The following is a 15,319-nucleotide window of genomic DNA, read 5'->3' on the forward strand; positions in this document are numbered from 1 at the left end:
GCAAACTACCCGATGCACACGAGTGTGCTGGAAGGGGTGAACAACAAGATCAAAGTGATAAAGCGTATGGCATATGGATTTAGGGACTCAGAATACTTTTTTCTGAAAATCAAGGCGGCCTTCCCCGGAAAGCCGCGATGAACCAATTTTAAGGGGGGTGACCGCCCAATGCCATCGTTAATGTGATTCTCGAATGGTTCCCTTTCATGGCGTGTCCTGGGCGGCAGCCCCGTCCCCTGTCGTCATGAGGCCGGTGAGGGCGGGATCCGCCAGCTCCGCCACCGTCTGCCAGAAGGGGGCGACGAGGGGATTGTCGTTGCCCGGCGGGCGAATGAGCCCGATGATCCAGCTCGCGTCGGCCTCCCCGAGGGGCAGGGTCAGCACATCGGGATGCTCAATGGTGGTGGAGGAGGGGACCAGGGTCCAGGCGATGCCGGCCGCCGCGGTGGCGATGCCGGCGGCGAAGTCGTTCACGTACTGGATGTCCTGAAAGCGCAGGCCGCTCTGGGCGAGGTAATGGATGAACTGATCGTAAAAAGAGGGGGCCTTGTCCCGGCGCAGGATGGCGAGCGGTTTCTCCTGCAGATCGGCGAGCCCTGCCACCCCCTGATAGCCTGCGGGCATCACGGCGACGAAATGGGCGCGCACCACGGGCAGCACCGGCCAGCCCTTGGGGGCGGGCAGGCGGCAGAAGCCGAGATCCAGCCGCCCCTCCGCCAGCGCCAGCAACTGGTGATGGGTGGAGAGATCGTTGAGCTCGATGGCGACCCCGGGGCGGCTGGCCCGAAAGCGGGCGATGGCGGCGGGCACCAGCAGCTTGGTGGCGACCCCGAAGCCGATGCGCAGGGTACCCGCGTGGCCCGCCAGCACGTCGCGGGCGCTGCGGGCGAGCTGTTCGCTCTGGGCCACCAGGGTGCAGGCGTCGGCGTAGAGGGCGCGCCCGAGCACCGTCAGCCGGGTGCTGCCAGCGTTGCGCTCGAACAGCTCGCCGCCAAGGTCCGTCTCCAGCCGGCGGATCTGCTTGCTCAGGGCCGACTGGGTGACGTGCTGGCGCGCCGCCGCCTGACCAAAGTGCAATACCTCCCCCAGGGTGACGAAGGCTTTCAGATCTCTCAACTCCATGGTGCCTCGCTTGATTCCAGATGGGAATGATAGGTGGCCATATTTGTCATTGGACGGAATTCTAGAAGTGTTGGATGCTGGTGCCAACTCATTTCGGACCCCTGTACGGGGTCGACGTATCACGGGATGGCCTCCGCCATCCGCGCAGAAGGAGCAACACCAGATGCATCATCACAGGTTCAACGACTTCCCGAACGGCTTCCTCTGGGGCGCCGCCTCCGCCGCCTATCAGGTGGAAGGGGCCTGGAACGAGGAGGGCAAGGGCCCCTCGGTATGGGACAGCTTCACCAAGCTGCCGGGCAAGACCTTTGAAGGGAGCAACGGAGACGTGGCGGTGGATCACTACCACAGGGTGGAAGAGGACGTGGCGCTGATGGCCGAGATGGGGCTCAAGGCCTATCGCTTCTCGGTGAGCTGGCCGCGCATCTACCCGACCGGGCGTGGCGAGGTGAACGAGGCGGGGCTCGCCTTCTATGACAGGCTCATCGACGCCCTGCTGGCCCACGGCATCGAGCCGGTGCTGACCCTCTATCACTGGGATCTCCCCCAGGCCCTGCAGGATGAGTACGGCGGCTGGGAAGACAGGCGCATCATCGACGACTTCGAGCGCTATTGCGTGACCCTCTATCAGCGCTTCGCCGGCAAGGTGAAGTACTGGGTGTCGCTCAACGAGCAGAACTACAACCTGACCAACGCCTACCAGCTTGGCACCCATCCTCCCGCCGTGCAGGACAGGAAGCGGTTCTTCGCCGCCAACCACATCGCGTTTCTCGCCAACGCCCGTGTCATCAAGGCGTTTCGCCAGCACGTGCCAAACGGCCTGATCGGGCCGAGCTTTGCGTACTCCCCCGCCTATCCGGCCTCCTGCGCCCCGAGCGACATGCTGGCGTTCGAGAATGCCGAGGAGTTCACCAACCTCTGGTGGCTGGATGCCTACTGCTTCGGCCGTTACCCCCAGGCGGCGCTCGCCTATCTGCGGGAGACCGGCGAGGCGCCGGAGATCCTGCCGGGCGATCTCGAGCTCTTGCGCGAAGGCACCCCCGACTACATCGGGGTCAACTACTACTACACCCTGACCTTCACCGACAACCCCCTCGGCGGCCAGACGATGCAGCGCATCAACACCACGGGCAAGAAGGGCACTACGCCCTCCAGCGGCATTCCCGGCCTCTACAAGACGGCCCCCAATCCGCACCTTGAGACCAGCAACTGGGACTGGGCCATCGATCCCACCGGGATGCGCATCGCCCTGCGCCGGCTCTCCTCCCGCTACGCCCTGCCGCTGATGATCACCGAGAACGGCCTGGGGGAGTTCGACAAGCTGGAAGCCGGGGACAAGGTGAACGACGACTACCGTATCGCCTATCTGCACAGCCACCTCAAGGCGTGCCAGGAGGCGATGCAGGACGGGGTCGAGCTGATTGGATATTGCGCCTGGTCCTTCACCGACATCCTGAGCTGGCTCAACGGCTACCAGAAGCGCTACGGCTTTGTCTACGTGGACAGGGACGAGCAGGGAGGGTCTCTTCGTCGCATCAAGAAAGAGAGCTTCCACTGGTACAGCCAGGTCATTGCAAGCGGTGGCAAGACCCTGTAACGGGCCCGGTGTGCCGCCCCTCGTCTGCCCAATGCCGGAAGGCCCCCTCATCGGAGGGGGCCTTCCTTGTTTGTGCAGCAGGCAACCATGACCGCCTAGATAAACATGCCGCCCGAGGCTTCGATGCGCTGGGCGGTGATCCAGCGGCAGTCATCGGAGAGCAGGGCGGCGATGGCACCACCGATGTCGTCGGGCTGACCCACCCGGCCAAGGGCGGTCTGGCTCGCGAGAAAGTCGTTGACTCCCTTGTTGTCGCGCACCACGCCGTCGCCAAAATCGGTCTCGATGGCGCCGGGGGCCAGCACGTTGACCGCGATGCCCCTGGGGCCCAGCTCCTTGGCCAGATACTGGGTGAGCACCTCGACGCCCCCCTTCATGGCGGCGTAGGCGGCATAACCCGGCATGGCGAAGCGGGTGAGGCCGGTAGAGAGGTTGAGGATGCGACCGCCGTCTGCCAGGAGGGGCAGGAGCGCCTGGGTCAGGAAGAAGGTCCCCTTGAGGTGGATGTTGAGCAGGGTGTCGAACTGCTGCTCCGTGGTCTGCTCGAAGCTGGCATGAATGCCGATCCCGGCGTTGTTGACCAGGAAGTTGAAATGGGTGCGCTGCCACTCCCGGGCGAGCAGTTGCGTCACCTCCTCTGCAAAGGCCGCGAAGGTGGCGCTCTCGCCCACGTCCAGAGCCAGGGCATGGGCCCGAACGCCGAGGACGCGGGCCTGGGTCACCACCGCCTCCGCCTCTGCGGCCTGGCTGCGGTAGGTGATGATGAGGTCGACGCCTTTGGCGGCGAGGGCCAGGGCCCCGTGCTTGCCAAGGCCGCGGCTGGCCCCGGTGATGAGGGCGATGGGTCTGGTCATGGTGTGACTCCTGTCAGGGTGGCGGACACAGGCTCGATACGAGCCGACCGGATCACTGTATTGTTCCTTTTAAACTGGATAAATAGCGTGATAATAGAATCACTGTTCCGTTTATCGAGACAATCAGGCCATGGATCAACTGGATGCGATGAGAGCCTTCGTGCGGGTTGCCGAGCTGGAGAGTTTTACCCGCTGCGCCGAGCAGACGGGCATCCCCAAGGCGACCCTCTCTGCCGCCATCCGTCGGCTGGAGGAGCGCATGGGGACCCGGCTCCTGTTGCGTACCACGCGGCGGGTGCAGCTCACCACGGACGGCCAGCTCTGCTATGCCAGATGCCGGGAGCTTTTGGCGGACATGGAGGAGTTTGACGGCCTGTTTCGCCAGGGGGGGCAGATCTCGGGACAACTGCGGGTCGACATGCCAAGCCGGATGGCCCGCCACCTGGTGATCCCGGCCCTGCCGGACTTTCTGGCGCAGCATCCCGCCCTGCAACTGATGCTGAGCAGCACGGACAGGCGGGTGGATCTGGTGCGCGAGGGGTTTGACTGCGTGGTGCGGGTCGTGGGGCTTGAGCCCTCCAGCCTGGTGGCCAGGCCCCTTGGTCACTATCGCCAGATCAACTGTGCCAGCGCAGGCTACCTGGCTCGCCACGGGGTGCCCCGCACCCTTGGGGATCTGGCGGGCCACCGGCTGGTGCACTATGGTCCCGGGTTTGGTGCCGGGCAGGGACGCAGCGAACCCGGCTTTGAATACCTGGCGGAAGATGGCCGCCGCGCCCTGCTGCCCATGGCGGGGGCCCTCATGGTCAATGACAGCGAGACCTACCTGGCGGCGGCGCTGGCGGGGCTTGGCATCATCCAGATGCCGCGGGTGGGGGTCGAATCCCTGCTCGCGGGGGGCGAGCTGGTGAGCATCCTGCCCCAGTGGCAGGCGCCGCCGCTCCCCATCCACGCCCTCTATGCCCATCGCCGCCAACTGGCCCCCAGGGTCCAGCTCTTCATCCACTGGCTGGCGGGGTTGCTCGCCGCCCATCTCGGGGGCACCCCAGAGGCGGCTGCGCCTTGAGCGAAACTCGCGGGGCGAGAGGGCAAACGCCTCCCGAAAGAAGCGGGTAAAGCTGCTCTGGCGGGCAAAACCCAGGCGCTCCCCCACTGTCTGCAGGGGGAGGGCGGGATCCTGCAACAGGCGGCAGGCCTCCTCCCGGCGCACCCGCTCCAGCAGGCCCGAGAAGTGGCACCCTTCCTCCCGCAGATGGCGGTTGAGGGTCCAGCGGGTCAGCTTGAGGTGCTCGCACACCCCATCGAGCAGAGAGGAGGCCTCGGTGCTCTCTTGCCACAGCTGCTGGCGAATGAGTGTCATCACCCTGTCCCGGTAGCGGCTGCTTGGGCGAAGCTGGGCCATCTGCCGGTCGAGCTCCCCGAGCAGCAGGGGTTGCAGGGGCAGGTTGCACTGCCCGTGGGCGAGATCGAGCAAGGCGGCGGGAAAGCGCAGCTCGAAGGCCGCCCCCTGCTGCAACCGTCCCTCCAGCCAACCTGCCAGCTCACGCCACAGCTTGGGGCGTACCGGGGTGGGCAGCACCAGCAGCCCCTGGCCCGGGTGGTAGAACTGGAGCAGGGCATAGAGGTGGCAGAGGTTGGCCAGGCTGCTCAGGGCGATGACGTCCGGATGATCGGACTCCGAGTGGTAGCTGATCCTGGCCTGTCCCTCTTCTTCTTGCAGGCGGATCTCGTCGCTCTCGCCGATGAGGGGGCGGTAGGCAAGGAAGAAGTGCAGGGCCTGGCGAAGGGTGGCGGCGTTGCAGCACAGGCTCGCCAGCGACATGAAGTCGGCAAAGAGACCGGGGAGGGCGGGGGGCGTCCAGTCGAGGGCCAGATCCACGTGGGGGGCTGCCCCGGCCAGCAGCCGGAAGTGGCGCCCGGTGTCGAGCCGCCCCTGGGGGATCAGCAGCTCTTCGTGGGCGATGCCGCAGGGGTGCAGGAGGGCAGCAGGATCCCGCCCGCGGGCCTGCCAGTGGTTGAGGCAGTGCAGGGCAATCCGGTTGGAGACGGTCTTCACGGCAAAAATCCTTGTCAGCGGTGGCCCACCATCATCGACCAACGGCGGCGGATTGCCGTGAGCCAGCGCCGCTTTCATGTTTCAGATTTGTAACCAAGGGTAACCCTGCAACCCTTTTCACACTTTTCAATCCTGCTCCCAACCGGCAACTTCCTGCACCCGACGGGCAAGTGAGAGGGGCCGCTTTTGCATAGAGTGGCGACTCCTACACACACAAGGAAGATAACAACAATGAAACACCACTCGCTCTCCCGAACCCGTGTCGCCCTCGCCATCGGGGCCCTGCTGCTGGCAGGGTGCAACGACAACGACTCCACCCCCAAGCCCGAGCAGCCCGTTCTGGGCCACCGCACCGTCACCCTCATCGAGCAGGACGGCCTGCAATTCAAGGATCTCGATGGCAGCGGCACCCTGACCCCCTACGAGGACTGGCGCCTCGGCGCCGCCGAGCGGGCCCGGGATCTGGTGGGCAGGCTCACCCTGGCCCAGAAGGCAGGGCTGATGATGCACGGCACCCTGGTGCTGGACGGGGCGGGGCGGGTGAACCTCGCGGCCATGGACAAGATGCTGCGCGAGGACGGGGTCAACACCTTCATCACCCGCATGGCCGGTGATCCGGCGGCCATCGCCGCGGACAACAACACCCTGCAGGCCCTGCTGGAAGGGGTGGGATTCGGCATCCCCATGACGGTGAGCACGGATCCCCGCAACCACTTCACCCATGATCCGAACGCCACCAGCATCGGTGCCGGGGCCTTCTCCCAGTGGCCCGAGACCCTGGGGCTGGCCGCCATCGGCGATGCTGCCCTGGTGCAGCGCTTTGGCGACATCGCCCGTCAGGAGTACCGGGCCGTCGGCATCCACGAGGCCCTCTCGCCCCAGGCGGATCTCGCGACCGAGCCGCGCTGGGGCCGCATCAACGGCACCTTCGGGGAAGACAACCTGCTCGCCAAGTCCCTGGTCAAGGCCTACATCGAGGGCTTCCAGCAGGGGAGCGAGGGGATAGGCAAGGAGAGCGTGGTCACCGTGGTCAAGCACTTCGCCGGGGCCGGTCCCCAGAAGGACGGGCTGGATGCCCACAACCCCTGGGGCAAGGAGCAGATCTACCCCGGCGGCCAGTTTGCCTACCACCTGGTGCCCTTCGAGGGCGCCTTCGAGGCCAGGGTGGCCGCCGTGATGCCCTACTACGCCATGCCCCTGGGCCTGACCCAGGATGGGCAGCCCGTCGAGGAGGTGGGGTTTGGCTTCAACCGCCAGATCATCACGGATCTGTTGCGGGGCCACTTCAAGTTTGACGACGTGGTGCTGAGCGACTGGGGCATCGTCAATGACTGTGACAGCCGCTGCGAGCAGGGGTTGACCCAGGATGAAGTCAATGCCGGGGTGAGCCCCTGGACCGTGCCCTTTGGCATGCCCTGGGGCGTGGAGAAGCTCACCAAGGCCGAGCGTTATGCCAAGGCCATCGACGCCGGGGTGGATCAGTTCGGTGGCGTGGAAGATCCGGCGCCCCTGCTGGCGGCGGTGCAGAGCGGTCTGGTGACCGAGGCGGCCATCACCACTTCGGCCGAGCGGATCCTGGCCCAGAAGTTTGCCCTCGGGCTCTTCGAGAATCCCTATGTGGATGCCGAGGCCGCGGTGGCCCTGGTGGGCAAGACCGAGTTCCAGCAGGAAGCCCAGGCCGCCCAGGCCGCGTCTCACGTGTTGCTGAAGAACGAGGGGGCCCTGCTGCCGCTGAAGGCGGACGGCAAGCGGGTCTATCTGCACAATGTCAACGCCGAGGTGGCCAGGGCCAACGGCTATACGGTGGTGACGAACCTGACCGACGCGGAGCTTGCCATCGTGCGGGTCAACGCCCCGGGCGAGCAGGATCCCCGCTTCCCGTTTGGCAGCATCCACTTCGGTCAGCTCGGTTTTGCCAGCAATGATCAGGTGGTGCAGGAGACGGCCCATGAAGGGGTCTACCGCGGCGCGGATGACTATGCCGCCATCCAGGCCATCGAGCAGGCCGGGGTGCCCCTGGTGCTCTCCGTCTATCTGGACAGGCCCGCCATCCTGACCGAGGTCGCCCCGTCGGCCCGGGTGCTGCTCGTCAACTTCGGCGCCCTGGATCAGGCCCTGTTCGATGTCATGAGCGGCACCCAGAAGGCACGCGGCAAGCTCCCCTTCGAGCTGCCCTCGAGCTGGCAGGCGGTGCTGGCCCAGTCCCCGGACGTGGCCAAGGACTCACAAAGCCCGCTCTATCCCTACGGGGCCGGTCTGGCCTATTGACGGACAGGGATGTTCTGTCTCTCATCAAGGCGCCTTCGGGCGCCTTTTCCATTGCCCCCATCGACAATCCCGGTTTGGCGCAAGGGGTTGGCTTGGGCATAATGGCGCCCCGGCAACGGGTGCGGTGGCCAGCGCGGCAGGCACCCGGTCACAGTGCACAGGAGATGAGATGAAATTTATCGGAGCCCACGTCAGTGCGGCGGGCGGGGTGGAAAACACCATCGCCCGGGCCAAAGCCATCGGGGCCAACGCCTTCGCCCTGTTTACCAAGAACCAGCGCCAGTGGCAGGCGGCGCCCCTCTCCGAGGCCAGCATTCGCGCCTTCAAGGCCGCCTGCGAGAAGGAGGGCTTTCGCCCCGAGCAGATCCTGCCCCACGACAGCTACCTCATCAACCTGGGTCATCCCGACCCCGATGCCCTCGCCAAGTCCCGGGATGCGTTCCTGGACGAGATGAAGCGCTGCGAGCAACTGGGGCTGTGCTACCTGAACTTCCACCCGGGCAGCCATCTCAAGCAGATCCCCGAGGCGGTGAGCCTCAAGCTCGTGAGCGAGTCCATCAACTGGGCGCTGGAGCGCAGCGAAGGGGTGACGGCGGTGATCGAGAATACCGCAGGCCAGGGCACCAACCTCGGCTGGTCGTTCGAGCATCTGGCCACCCTCATCGACGGAGTAGAGGACAAGAGTCGGGTCGGCGTCTGCTTTGACACCTGCCACGCCTTCGCCGCCGGTTACGATCTGCGTACCCCCGAGGGGTGCGAGGCGGTGTTTGCCGACTTCGACCGCATCGTGGGGTTCCAGTACCTCAAGGGGATGCATATCAACGGCGCCAAGTGTACCTTCGGTAGTCGGGTCGACCGTCACCACAGCCTGCGGGAGGGCAACCTCGGCGAGGCGGTGTTCCACCACATCATGAACGACGACCGTTTCGACGGCATCCCGCTTATCCTCGAGACCATCGACGAGTCCATCTGGGGCGAGGAGATATGCTGGCTGCGCAGCCTGGCCGGGAGCCCGCGCCCGGCGTGATGCCGGGGTCCACCATTGGGTAGCAAGGAGAGACGATGCACGACGAGACAAGGGCACCCCTGCGCTTTGGCATTGCCGGGGCGGGGGCCATCGCCCGGCGTTTTTGCCGCGATGTGAACGGGCACGCCAGGGGAGCCGAGGTGGTGGCCATCGCAGCTCGGGACCAGGGACGGGCGGACGAGTTCGCCCGGGATCTGGGGCTGCCCCACGCCTATGGCAGCTATGAGGCCCTGGCCGCCAGCCCCGAGGTGGAGGCCGTCTATGTGGCGGTCATCCACCCGGAGCACGCGGGCCTGGTGAGGCAGATGCTGCTGGCGGGCAAGCACGTACTGGTGGAAAAACCGGCGGTGACCCGGGTGGCGGATTGGGACGCACTGGTGGCGCTCGCCCACGCACGCGGCCTGCTGCTGCTCGAGGCCATGAAGGTGATGTGCTTTCCCGCCATGCGCGCCCTGTTGCAGCGCCTGCCCCTGCTGCCGCCGCCGCGCGAGCTGCGGGCGGCGTTCGGTTCGACCCAGCCCAGGGTGGGCAAGCTGTTCGATCCGGCGCTGGATGGCGGCGCTGCCTGGGACGTGGGGGTCTATCCCCTCTGGCTCCATGCCGCCCTCTGCCATCGGCTGGGGCTGGGCTGCCCCGCCCCCGAGGTGACGCTGACGCGGGCTCCGGGGGAGGTGGATCTCGCCGCCAGCTTCACGTTCGATGAGCCGTTTCGGGCCGAACTCGGGGCCTCCATCATCGAGGATCTCGAGCGGGAAGCGTCCTTGTCCGGGGAGGGGTGGCGCCTGGTCATCGAGGGCAAGTGGTGGAATCCCCAGCACATTCGCTGGCAAGGGGGGCCTGCTCCCGTCATCTGGCCGGCGGACATCTATCTGCCGGTGGAGGGGGGCGGCATGCAGCACGAGGCGGATCACTTCGCCGATTGCCTGCGCCACCGGCTGCTGGACTCCCCCTGGGTGCCCCAGGCCGTGACCCGGCAGGTGCTCGGCTGGATTGAAGGGGGACTCGCCGGCTGAGGCCGGGGAAGGGCTGAGGGCCGAGGGGAGCATCGGCTGAACGACAAGGGCGCCAATGGCGCCCTTGTCGTATCCGAAGGGCTTCTCAAGCCAGGGTCTGGGCGCGGCAGAAGGCCAGGAAGCGGCGCAGGGCGGCGGAGTGGAACTTCTGCTTGTGCCAGACGAGGGAGAGCTGGCGGGGGAAGCGGCGACTCGGGGTGAGGGCAACCAGGCGCCCCTGTGCCAGCCGATCCGCCACCGCGAGGCGGGAGATGAAGGAGATGCCGAGCCCCTTCTCCACCGCCAGCATCACCGCCTCCAGGGTATTGAGCTCTATCCCCGCCTGCCAGCGGGGCAGGTGGGGCTGGAGCTGCTGCTCGAACTGCTCGCGGCTGCCGGATTGCGCCTCGCGCAGCACCCAGGTTTCCCCGGCAAGCCGGCGCAGGGGCAGCTCGAGCTGATCCGCCAGGGGGTGACCGGGGGCGGCGATGATGAGCATCTCGTCCTCCAGCCAGGGTTCGCTCACCAGGTCCGGGTGGTGGTTCTCCCCCTCGATGAGGGCGAGATCCAGTTCGAAGTGGGCGAGGGCATGGCACAGGAGGTGGGTGTTGGCGATGGTGACCCTGGGGGCGACCCCCAGCTCCTGGGCCCCCTCCGCCAGCAGGGCGGGCAGCAGGTAGTTGCCGATGGTCTGGCTGGCCCCGAGGTGCAGCTGGCCGCTCGGCTCGGCATCGGGGCTGAAGAGCTGCTCTATCTCCTGCATCCGGGTCAGCAGCTCCTCGGCGGCCGGTTGCAGCAGGCGCCCCTCGCTGTTGAGCTGAAGCCTCGGGTGCACCCGATCGAACAGGGGCGTGGCGAGCTGGCGCTCCAGCTCCTGCAGCGACTGGGAGACGGCCCCCTTGCTCAGGCAGAGTTCATTGGCGGCGCCCCCCAGGTTGCCGTGGCGGGCGATGGTGGCAAACACCTTGAGTTGTTGCAGGGTGAGCTTCATATCGTTTGATTTTCCTAAACGCTAAGTTCAATTCATTTAGATATCGTAAACGATAGACCCCCTTTATCCTATGCCCATCGTCATCATCAAGAGGGTATCCGCCATGATCGCAAGAACCCGCCGCTCCCTGGCCGCCGCCCCGACCCCCATGGCCGGTCTGGCACTCGGGATCGCCAGCCTCGGCTGGTGCTGGGAAAATGCCGGTCAGTTCGATGGCCGTCTGCAACTGCTGGGGGCCGCCATCGCCGCCGTGCTGCTCCTCGTCCTGACCTTCAAGTTCCTGATCCACCCGCGCCTGCTGTGGCAGGATCTCGCCCATCCCGTGGTGGGCAGCGTGGTGCCCACCTACGCCATGGGGACCATGGTGGTCTCCAAGGCGGTCGGCCTGCTCGCCCCGACCCTGGGGCAGGGGCTCTGGCTGTTTGCGGTCATCATCCACCTCGTCTTCCTCACCACCTTCGTCTGGCACAGGGCCAGAGCGTTTGAAATCCATCACATGGTGCCGAGCTGGTTCGTGCCGCCGGTGGGGATCATCGTGGCTGACGTGGCCTACCCGGGCGGTCCCTTCGCATCCCTGGCCACCGGCCTGCTCTGGTTCGGCATGGCCTGTTACGGCCTGATGCTGCCGCTGATGCTCTATCGCCTCATCTTCAGCCACGAGGTGCCGGATGCCGCCAAGCCAACCATCGCCATCCTGGCCGCCCCGGCGAGCCTGTCGCTGGCCGGCTACCTCACCGTGAGCCAGGACCCCTCCCTGCTGCTGGTGGCGGTGCTGCTCGGGATCGCCGTGCTGATGACCGGCATCATCTACCTGGCCTTCATCAAGCTGCTGCGCCTGCCGTTCTCGCCGGGTTACGCCGCTTTCACCTTCCCCCTGGTGATCGGGGCCACCGCCCTGTTCAAGGTGAGTCACCTGCTGTCGCAGTGGCCACAGGCGGCCCGTTATGCCGAGCAGCTCCATCAGCTGGCCTATCTGGAGCTGGGGGTGGCCACCCTGGTGGTGGGTTACGTGGCCCTGCGTTACCTGATGTTCTTCCTGCCGGTCGTGCAGGATGACCTGCCGGGGCAGCCTGCACGCCGCTAGGCACAAGGTTTTCATCCCCCCTCGTCATCGACCCCGCCCGTGCGGGGTCTGCCGTTCGTGATGCAGTGACGCAGAGGGGAATCAAATGAAGCAGATTAATTTTGTCAATCCGTGAAGTGGCTTAAATAGTTGCCCATACAGGCGACATTCAGTTGGCGTTAACTGGTAATACCTGTCACGATACGCGCCACTTTATCTTCCCATTGTTTTGTCGTGCCCCATGTCCTCATCTGATCCCGTGTTTGACGCCCGATTCCAGCCTCGTCTGCTGCACCCCCGTTACTGGTTGAGCTGGCTCGCCCTCGGCGCCATCGGTGTGCTCGCCTTCGTGCCCCCGCGCTGGCGGGATCGCCTGGCCGATGCTCTGACGCCCCTGGTATGCGCCATCTCGAAGAAGCAGATCTACATCGCCAGGACCAACCTCGCCATCTGCTTCAAGGAGAAGAGCGAGGCCGAGCGGGAGGCCATCCTGATGACCTCCATCCGGGTCGGCCTCAAGAGCCTGCTGGGCTTTGGCGAGTTCACCTGGCGCAGCCCCGCCCACGTGATGGGGCGGATCCAGGTCAGCGGCTGGGAACATATCGAGGCGGAGCAGGCCGCTGGCCGACCGGTGATCCTGGTGGTGCCCCACAGCTGGCCCATCGATGCGGCGGGCTACTACTTCGCCCAGCGGGGCCTGCCCATGTGCACCATGATGAAGAGCGCCCGCAACCCGGTGTTCGACTGGCACATCAACGGCGCGCGGGCCCGGCACGGCTGCCGCGTCTATGAGCGCAGCGCCGGCATCAAGCCGGTGATCAAGGCTGTGAAATCCGGTCTGAGCTTCTTCTATCTGCCGGATCAGGATCACGGCCGGGAGGCGAGCCTGTTTGCCCCCTTCTTCAACCACCCCAAGGCGACGTTGCCGGCCCTGCCACGGCTGGTGAAGCTGACCGGTGCCCGGGCCCTGCCGGTGCTGGCCTGCTATGACGAGCAGGCGCACGGCTACCGGCTGGAGGTCGAGGCTCCCTACGCCGACTACCCGAGCGCGGATCTGATGGCGGATACCTGCCGCATGAACGACAGCGTGGAGCGCCAGCTCTGCCGCCACCCGGGCCAGTACATGTGGTTCCTCAAGATCTTCGACACCCGTGAGGATCAGGTGGGGCCGGATGGCCTCTACGAAGAGGGGATCCGGCGCATCCGCCGGGGCCTTGCTCCTCATCCCTGAGCCTTGCGCTCACCCGGTGCAAAAATGTGGCCCCAAGCGGGCCACTTTTTATTTCTAACTTGTCTGATCAGTGACTTGGCGCGGTGGCGCTGTGCAGGGCAGGGTAGAAAAAGTTGTCAGGATCACTAAAATGACGGTCTGTTTTGATGATTCGATGGCGACCATGTCCGCACAAGATCCGGTGTTTGATACCTCTTTTCATCCGCGCCTGCTGCACCCCCGTCTGTGGGGCAGCTGGCTGGCCGTCGCCCTGCTCTCCCTGCTGGCCTGGGTGCCGGCAAGGGCACGGGACAAGCTGGCCGACTACCTGGCCCCCCTGCTGCTGCGCGTCTCCACGAAGCAGGCCTACATCGCCGACACCAACCTCAAGATCTGCTTCCCCCATCTCGACGAGGCGGGCCGTCAGGCCCTGCTGCTGAAATCCATCCGGGTGGGGCTCAAGACCTTCCTGGGCTTTGGCGAGCTGACCTGGCGCAGCCCCGACTTCCTCAAGGGGCGCGTCAAGGTGAGCGGCTGGGAGCATGTGGAAGCGGAGCGGGCAGCCGGTCGCCCCATGATCTTCGTGGTGCCCCACACCTGGGCGGTGGACATGATTGGCCGCTACTTCCCCCTCCAGGGGATCAAGATGTGCACCATGATGAAAAGCCCCAAGGATGCGGTGTTCGACTGGTATATCAACCGCGAGCGCAGCAAGGGCGGGCGTATCTACGAGCGCAGCGTCGGCATCAAGCCCGCCATCAAGGCCCTGCGCAGCGGCGACAGCTTCTTCTATCTGCCGGATCAGGATCACGGCCGGGAGGCGAGCCTCTTCGTGCCCTTCTTCAACCACCCCAAGGCGACCCTGCCGGCCCTGCCCAAGCTGGTGAAGCTGACCGGTGCCCGCGCCGTGCCCATTCTGGCCTGCTACGACGAGGATCAGGGGGGCTACCGGCTGGAGATCGAGGCGCCGTTCGACCCTTATCCCACCGCGGATCTGGTGGCGGACGTCAACCAGATGAACCGCATGGTGGAGCAGCAGCTTGGCCGCTTCCCCGAGCAGTACATGTGGTTTCTCAAGATCTTCGAAACCCAGGAGCACGATCAGGGCGAGGACGGTCTCTACGAGGCGGGGATCCGCCGCATCCGCCAGGGGCTGCCACCGGAACCTTGATCGACACGGCCCCCTTGCGGGCCGTTTCTGACAGGGGTGGCAGGCCACCAGCAAACAGGTGCAAACAAGGTGCAAAAATAGGGTAAAAGGGCGGTCATGAAAATTCCAAATCGAATCCAACCTCTGGTTGATGACGGCCTGGTGGACGATGTCATCAGCCGGCTGATGAGCGGCAAAGAGGCCGACGTCTATGTGGTGCGCTGCGGCGACGAGATCCGCTGCGCCAAGGTCTACAAAGAGGCGTCAAAGCGCAGCTTCAAGCAGGCCGTGGTCTATCAGGAAGGGCGGCGGGTACGCAGCAGCCGCGATGCCCGCGCCATGGAGAAGGGCTCCAAGTACGGTCGCAAGCAGCACGAAGAGGTGTGGCAGAACACCGAGGTGGATGCCCTGTTCAAGCTGGCGGCGGCCGGGGTGCGGGTGCCCAGGCCCTATGTCTGCCTCGATGGCGTGCTGCTGATGGAGCTCATCACCGACGCCGACGGCAACGTCGCTCCCCGTCTCAACGACGTGGCCCTGACCCGTGAGCAGGCTTTGGTGGATCATGGCAAGGTGATCCGCTACGTGGTGCGCATGCTCTGCGCTGGCCTCATTCACGGGGATCTCTCGGAGTTCAACGTGCTGGTGGACGAAGAGGGGCCCGTCATCATCGACCTGCCCCAGGTGGTGGATGCCGCCGCCAACAACCAGGCCAGGGCGATGCTGGAGCGGGATGTCGACAACATGCGCAACTACTACGGCATGTATGCCCCCGAGCTGCTCAAGACCCGGTATGCCCGGGAGATGTGGTCCTTGTTCGAGGATGGCAAGCTGGGCCCCGAGACCGAGCTCACCGGCCTGTTCGAAGAGAGCCGGGAGGCCATCGATCTGGATGGCGTGCTGCACGAGATAGAGAGTGCCCAGGAGGAGGCCATGGCCCGCCGGGCCAGGTTGCAGGCGGAGCAGGAAGAGGAGTCCTGACGGGCCTTCAT

13 protein-coding genes and 1 pseudogene are annotated in these 15,319 nt (G+C 65.6%); 10 read left to right on the top strand and 4 right to left on the bottom strand.

Translation table 11 applies throughout. The features are described 5' to 3' along the window. A partial coding sequence (locus J9892_RS12540; protein WP_210537842.1) for a transposase occupies nucleotides 1-141 on the top strand: 141 nt, incomplete at its 5' end. 63 nt (nucleotides 142-204) lie between these two features. Here the strand turns inward: J9892_RS12540 and J9892_RS12545 are convergent. After that, nucleotides 205-1,122 carry a LysR family transcriptional regulator gene (locus J9892_RS12545; RefSeq protein ID WP_171865768.1) on the bottom strand — a complete coding sequence of 306 codons (918 nt, stop codon included), beginning with the start codon at nucleotides 1,120-1,122 and terminating at the stop codon, nucleotides 205-207. 163 nt (nucleotides 1,123-1,285) lie between these two features. Here J9892_RS12545 and J9892_RS12550 point away from each other — a divergent pair, with 163 nt between their 5' ends. After that, complete coding sequence (locus J9892_RS12550) at nucleotides 1,286-2,719, top strand: glycoside hydrolase family 1 protein (protein WP_171865769.1); 1,434 nt, start codon at nucleotides 1,286-1,288, stop codon at nucleotides 2,717-2,719. Between the two features lie 95 nt (nucleotides 2,720-2,814). Here the strand turns inward: J9892_RS12550 and J9892_RS12555 are convergent, their stop codons facing one another. Next, complete coding sequence (locus J9892_RS12555) at nucleotides 2,815-3,573, bottom strand: SDR family oxidoreductase (protein WP_171865770.1); 759 nt, start codon at nucleotides 3,571-3,573, stop codon at nucleotides 2,815-2,817. Between the two features lie 130 nt (nucleotides 3,574-3,703). Here J9892_RS12555 and J9892_RS12560 point away from each other — a divergent pair, with 130 nt between their 5' ends. Beyond that, nucleotides 3,704-4,639 carry a LysR family transcriptional regulator gene (locus J9892_RS12560; RefSeq protein WP_171865771.1) on the top strand — a complete coding sequence of 312 codons (936 nt, stop codon included), beginning with the start codon at nucleotides 3,704-3,706 and terminating at the stop codon, nucleotides 4,637-4,639. A gap of 54 nt (nucleotides 4,640-4,693) precedes the next feature. On the opposite strand, the pseudogene J9892_RS12565 reads toward J9892_RS12560, so the two are convergent. Further along, a pseudogene (locus J9892_RS12565) lies at nucleotides 4,694-5,707 on the bottom strand (AraC family transcriptional regulator ligand-binding domain-containing protein); the annotation flags it as partial. A 153-nt stretch (nucleotides 5,708-5,860) separates the two neighbouring features. On the opposite strand from J9892_RS12565, the gene J9892_RS12570 reads away from it, so the two are divergent. The 3 genes from J9892_RS12570 to J9892_RS12580 all read left to right on the top strand — a co-directional run bounded on the left by J9892_RS12570 (nucleotide 5,861) and on the right by J9892_RS12580 (nucleotide 9,937). Beyond that, on the top strand, nucleotides 5,861-7,897 hold the full coding sequence (locus J9892_RS12570; protein WP_210538446.1) for a glycoside hydrolase family 3 N-terminal domain-containing protein: 2,037 nt from the start codon (nucleotides 5,861-5,863) through the stop codon (nucleotides 7,895-7,897). Nucleotides 7,898-8,066: 169 nt separating this feature from the next. Continuing rightward, a complete protein-coding gene (gene nfo, locus J9892_RS12575; RefSeq protein ID WP_201872783.1) occupies nucleotides 8,067-8,924 on the top strand; it encodes a deoxyribonuclease IV in 858 nt (285 codons plus the stop codon). Nucleotides 8,925-8,959: 35 nt separating this feature from the next. Continuing rightward, nucleotides 8,960-9,937: a Gfo/Idh/MocA family oxidoreductase gene (locus J9892_RS12580; protein WP_052816399.1), complete on the top strand. Its 978-nt coding sequence runs from the start codon at nucleotides 8,960-8,962 to the stop codon at nucleotides 9,935-9,937. Between the two features lie 85 nt (nucleotides 9,938-10,022). Here J9892_RS12580 and J9892_RS12585 read toward each other — a convergent pair whose 3' ends face one another. Then, nucleotides 10,023-10,907, bottom strand: coding sequence for a LysR substrate-binding domain-containing protein (locus J9892_RS12585; RefSeq protein WP_201872781.1), 885 nt, complete (start codon nucleotides 10,905-10,907; stop codon nucleotides 10,023-10,025). Nucleotides 10,908-11,010: 103 nt separating this feature from the next. Between J9892_RS12585 and J9892_RS12590 the strand changes: the two genes are divergently transcribed. From J9892_RS12590 to J9892_RS12605, 4 genes are all read left to right on the top strand, one after another. Then, nucleotides 11,011-11,991 (top strand): TDT family transporter, encoded by a 981-nt coding sequence (locus tag J9892_RS12590; RefSeq protein WP_049636403.1) that lies wholly within the window; start codon nucleotides 11,011-11,013, stop codon nucleotides 11,989-11,991. A 220-nt stretch (nucleotides 11,992-12,211) separates the two neighbouring features. Further along, complete coding sequence (locus J9892_RS12595; protein WP_045524804.1) at nucleotides 12,212-13,201, top strand: lipid A biosynthesis (KDO)2-(lauroyl)-lipid IVA acyltransferase; 990 nt, start codon at nucleotides 12,212-12,214, stop codon at nucleotides 13,199-13,201. A 154-nt stretch (nucleotides 13,202-13,355) separates the two neighbouring features. Next, the gene (locus J9892_RS12600) at nucleotides 13,356-14,351 is read left to right on the top strand and encodes a lipid A biosynthesis acyltransferase (RefSeq protein WP_049636402.1); all 996 of its coding nucleotides are present in this window, start codon (nucleotides 13,356-13,358) and stop codon (nucleotides 14,349-14,351) included. A 96-nt stretch (nucleotides 14,352-14,447) separates the two neighbouring features. Then, nucleotides 14,448-15,308: a PA4780 family RIO1-like protein kinase gene (locus tag J9892_RS12605; protein WP_029314478.1), complete on the top strand. Its 861-nt coding sequence runs from the start codon at nucleotides 14,448-14,450 to the stop codon at nucleotides 15,306-15,308. Nucleotides 15,309-15,319: the final 11 nt, after the last annotated feature.

It is taken from the genome of Aeromonas sp. Prich7-2 (genome assembly GCF_017939255.1).
GTDB classification, from domain to species: Bacteria; Pseudomonadota; Gammaproteobacteria; order Enterobacterales; family Aeromonadaceae; genus Aeromonas; species Aeromonas caviae.

Excerpts from the sequence above, each read along its gene's own strand:
- J9892_RS12545 (WP_171865768.1), bottom strand. The coding sequence starts at position 1,122 with ATGGAGTTGAGAGATCTGAAAGCCTTCGTCACCCTGGGGGAGGTATTG.
- J9892_RS12550 (WP_171865769.1), top strand. The coding sequence starts at position 1,286 with ATGCATCATCACAGGTTCAACGACTTCCCGAACGGCTTCCTCTGGGGC.
- J9892_RS12555 (WP_171865770.1), bottom strand. The coding sequence starts at position 3,573 with ATGACCAGACCCATCGCCCTCATCACCGGGGCCAGCCGCGGCCTTGGC.
- J9892_RS12560 (WP_171865771.1), top strand. The coding sequence starts at position 3,704 with ATGGATCAACTGGATGCGATGAGAGCCTTCGTGCGGGTTGCCGAGCTG.
- J9892_RS12570 (WP_210538446.1), top strand. The coding sequence starts at position 5,861 with ATGAAACACCACTCGCTCTCCCGAACCCGTGTCGCCCTCGCCATCGGG.
- nfo (WP_201872783.1), top strand. The coding sequence starts at position 8,067 with ATGAAATTTATCGGAGCCCACGTCAGTGCGGCGGGCGGGGTGGAAAAC.
- J9892_RS12580 (WP_052816399.1), top strand. The coding sequence starts at position 8,960 with ATGCACGACGAGACAAGGGCACCCCTGCGCTTTGGCATTGCCGGGGCG.
- J9892_RS12585 (WP_201872781.1), bottom strand. The coding sequence starts at position 10,907 with ATGAAGCTCACCCTGCAACAACTCAAGGTGTTTGCCACCATCGCCCGC.
- J9892_RS12590 (WP_049636403.1), top strand. The coding sequence starts at position 11,011 with ATGATCGCAAGAACCCGCCGCTCCCTGGCCGCCGCCCCGACCCCCATG.
- J9892_RS12595 (WP_045524804.1), top strand. The coding sequence starts at position 12,212 with ATGTCCTCATCTGATCCCGTGTTTGACGCCCGATTCCAGCCTCGTCTG.
- J9892_RS12600 (WP_049636402.1), top strand. The coding sequence starts at position 13,356 with ATGGCGACCATGTCCGCACAAGATCCGGTGTTTGATACCTCTTTTCAT.
- J9892_RS12605 (WP_029314478.1), top strand. The coding sequence starts at position 14,448 with ATGAAAATTCCAAATCGAATCCAACCTCTGGTTGATGACGGCCTGGTG.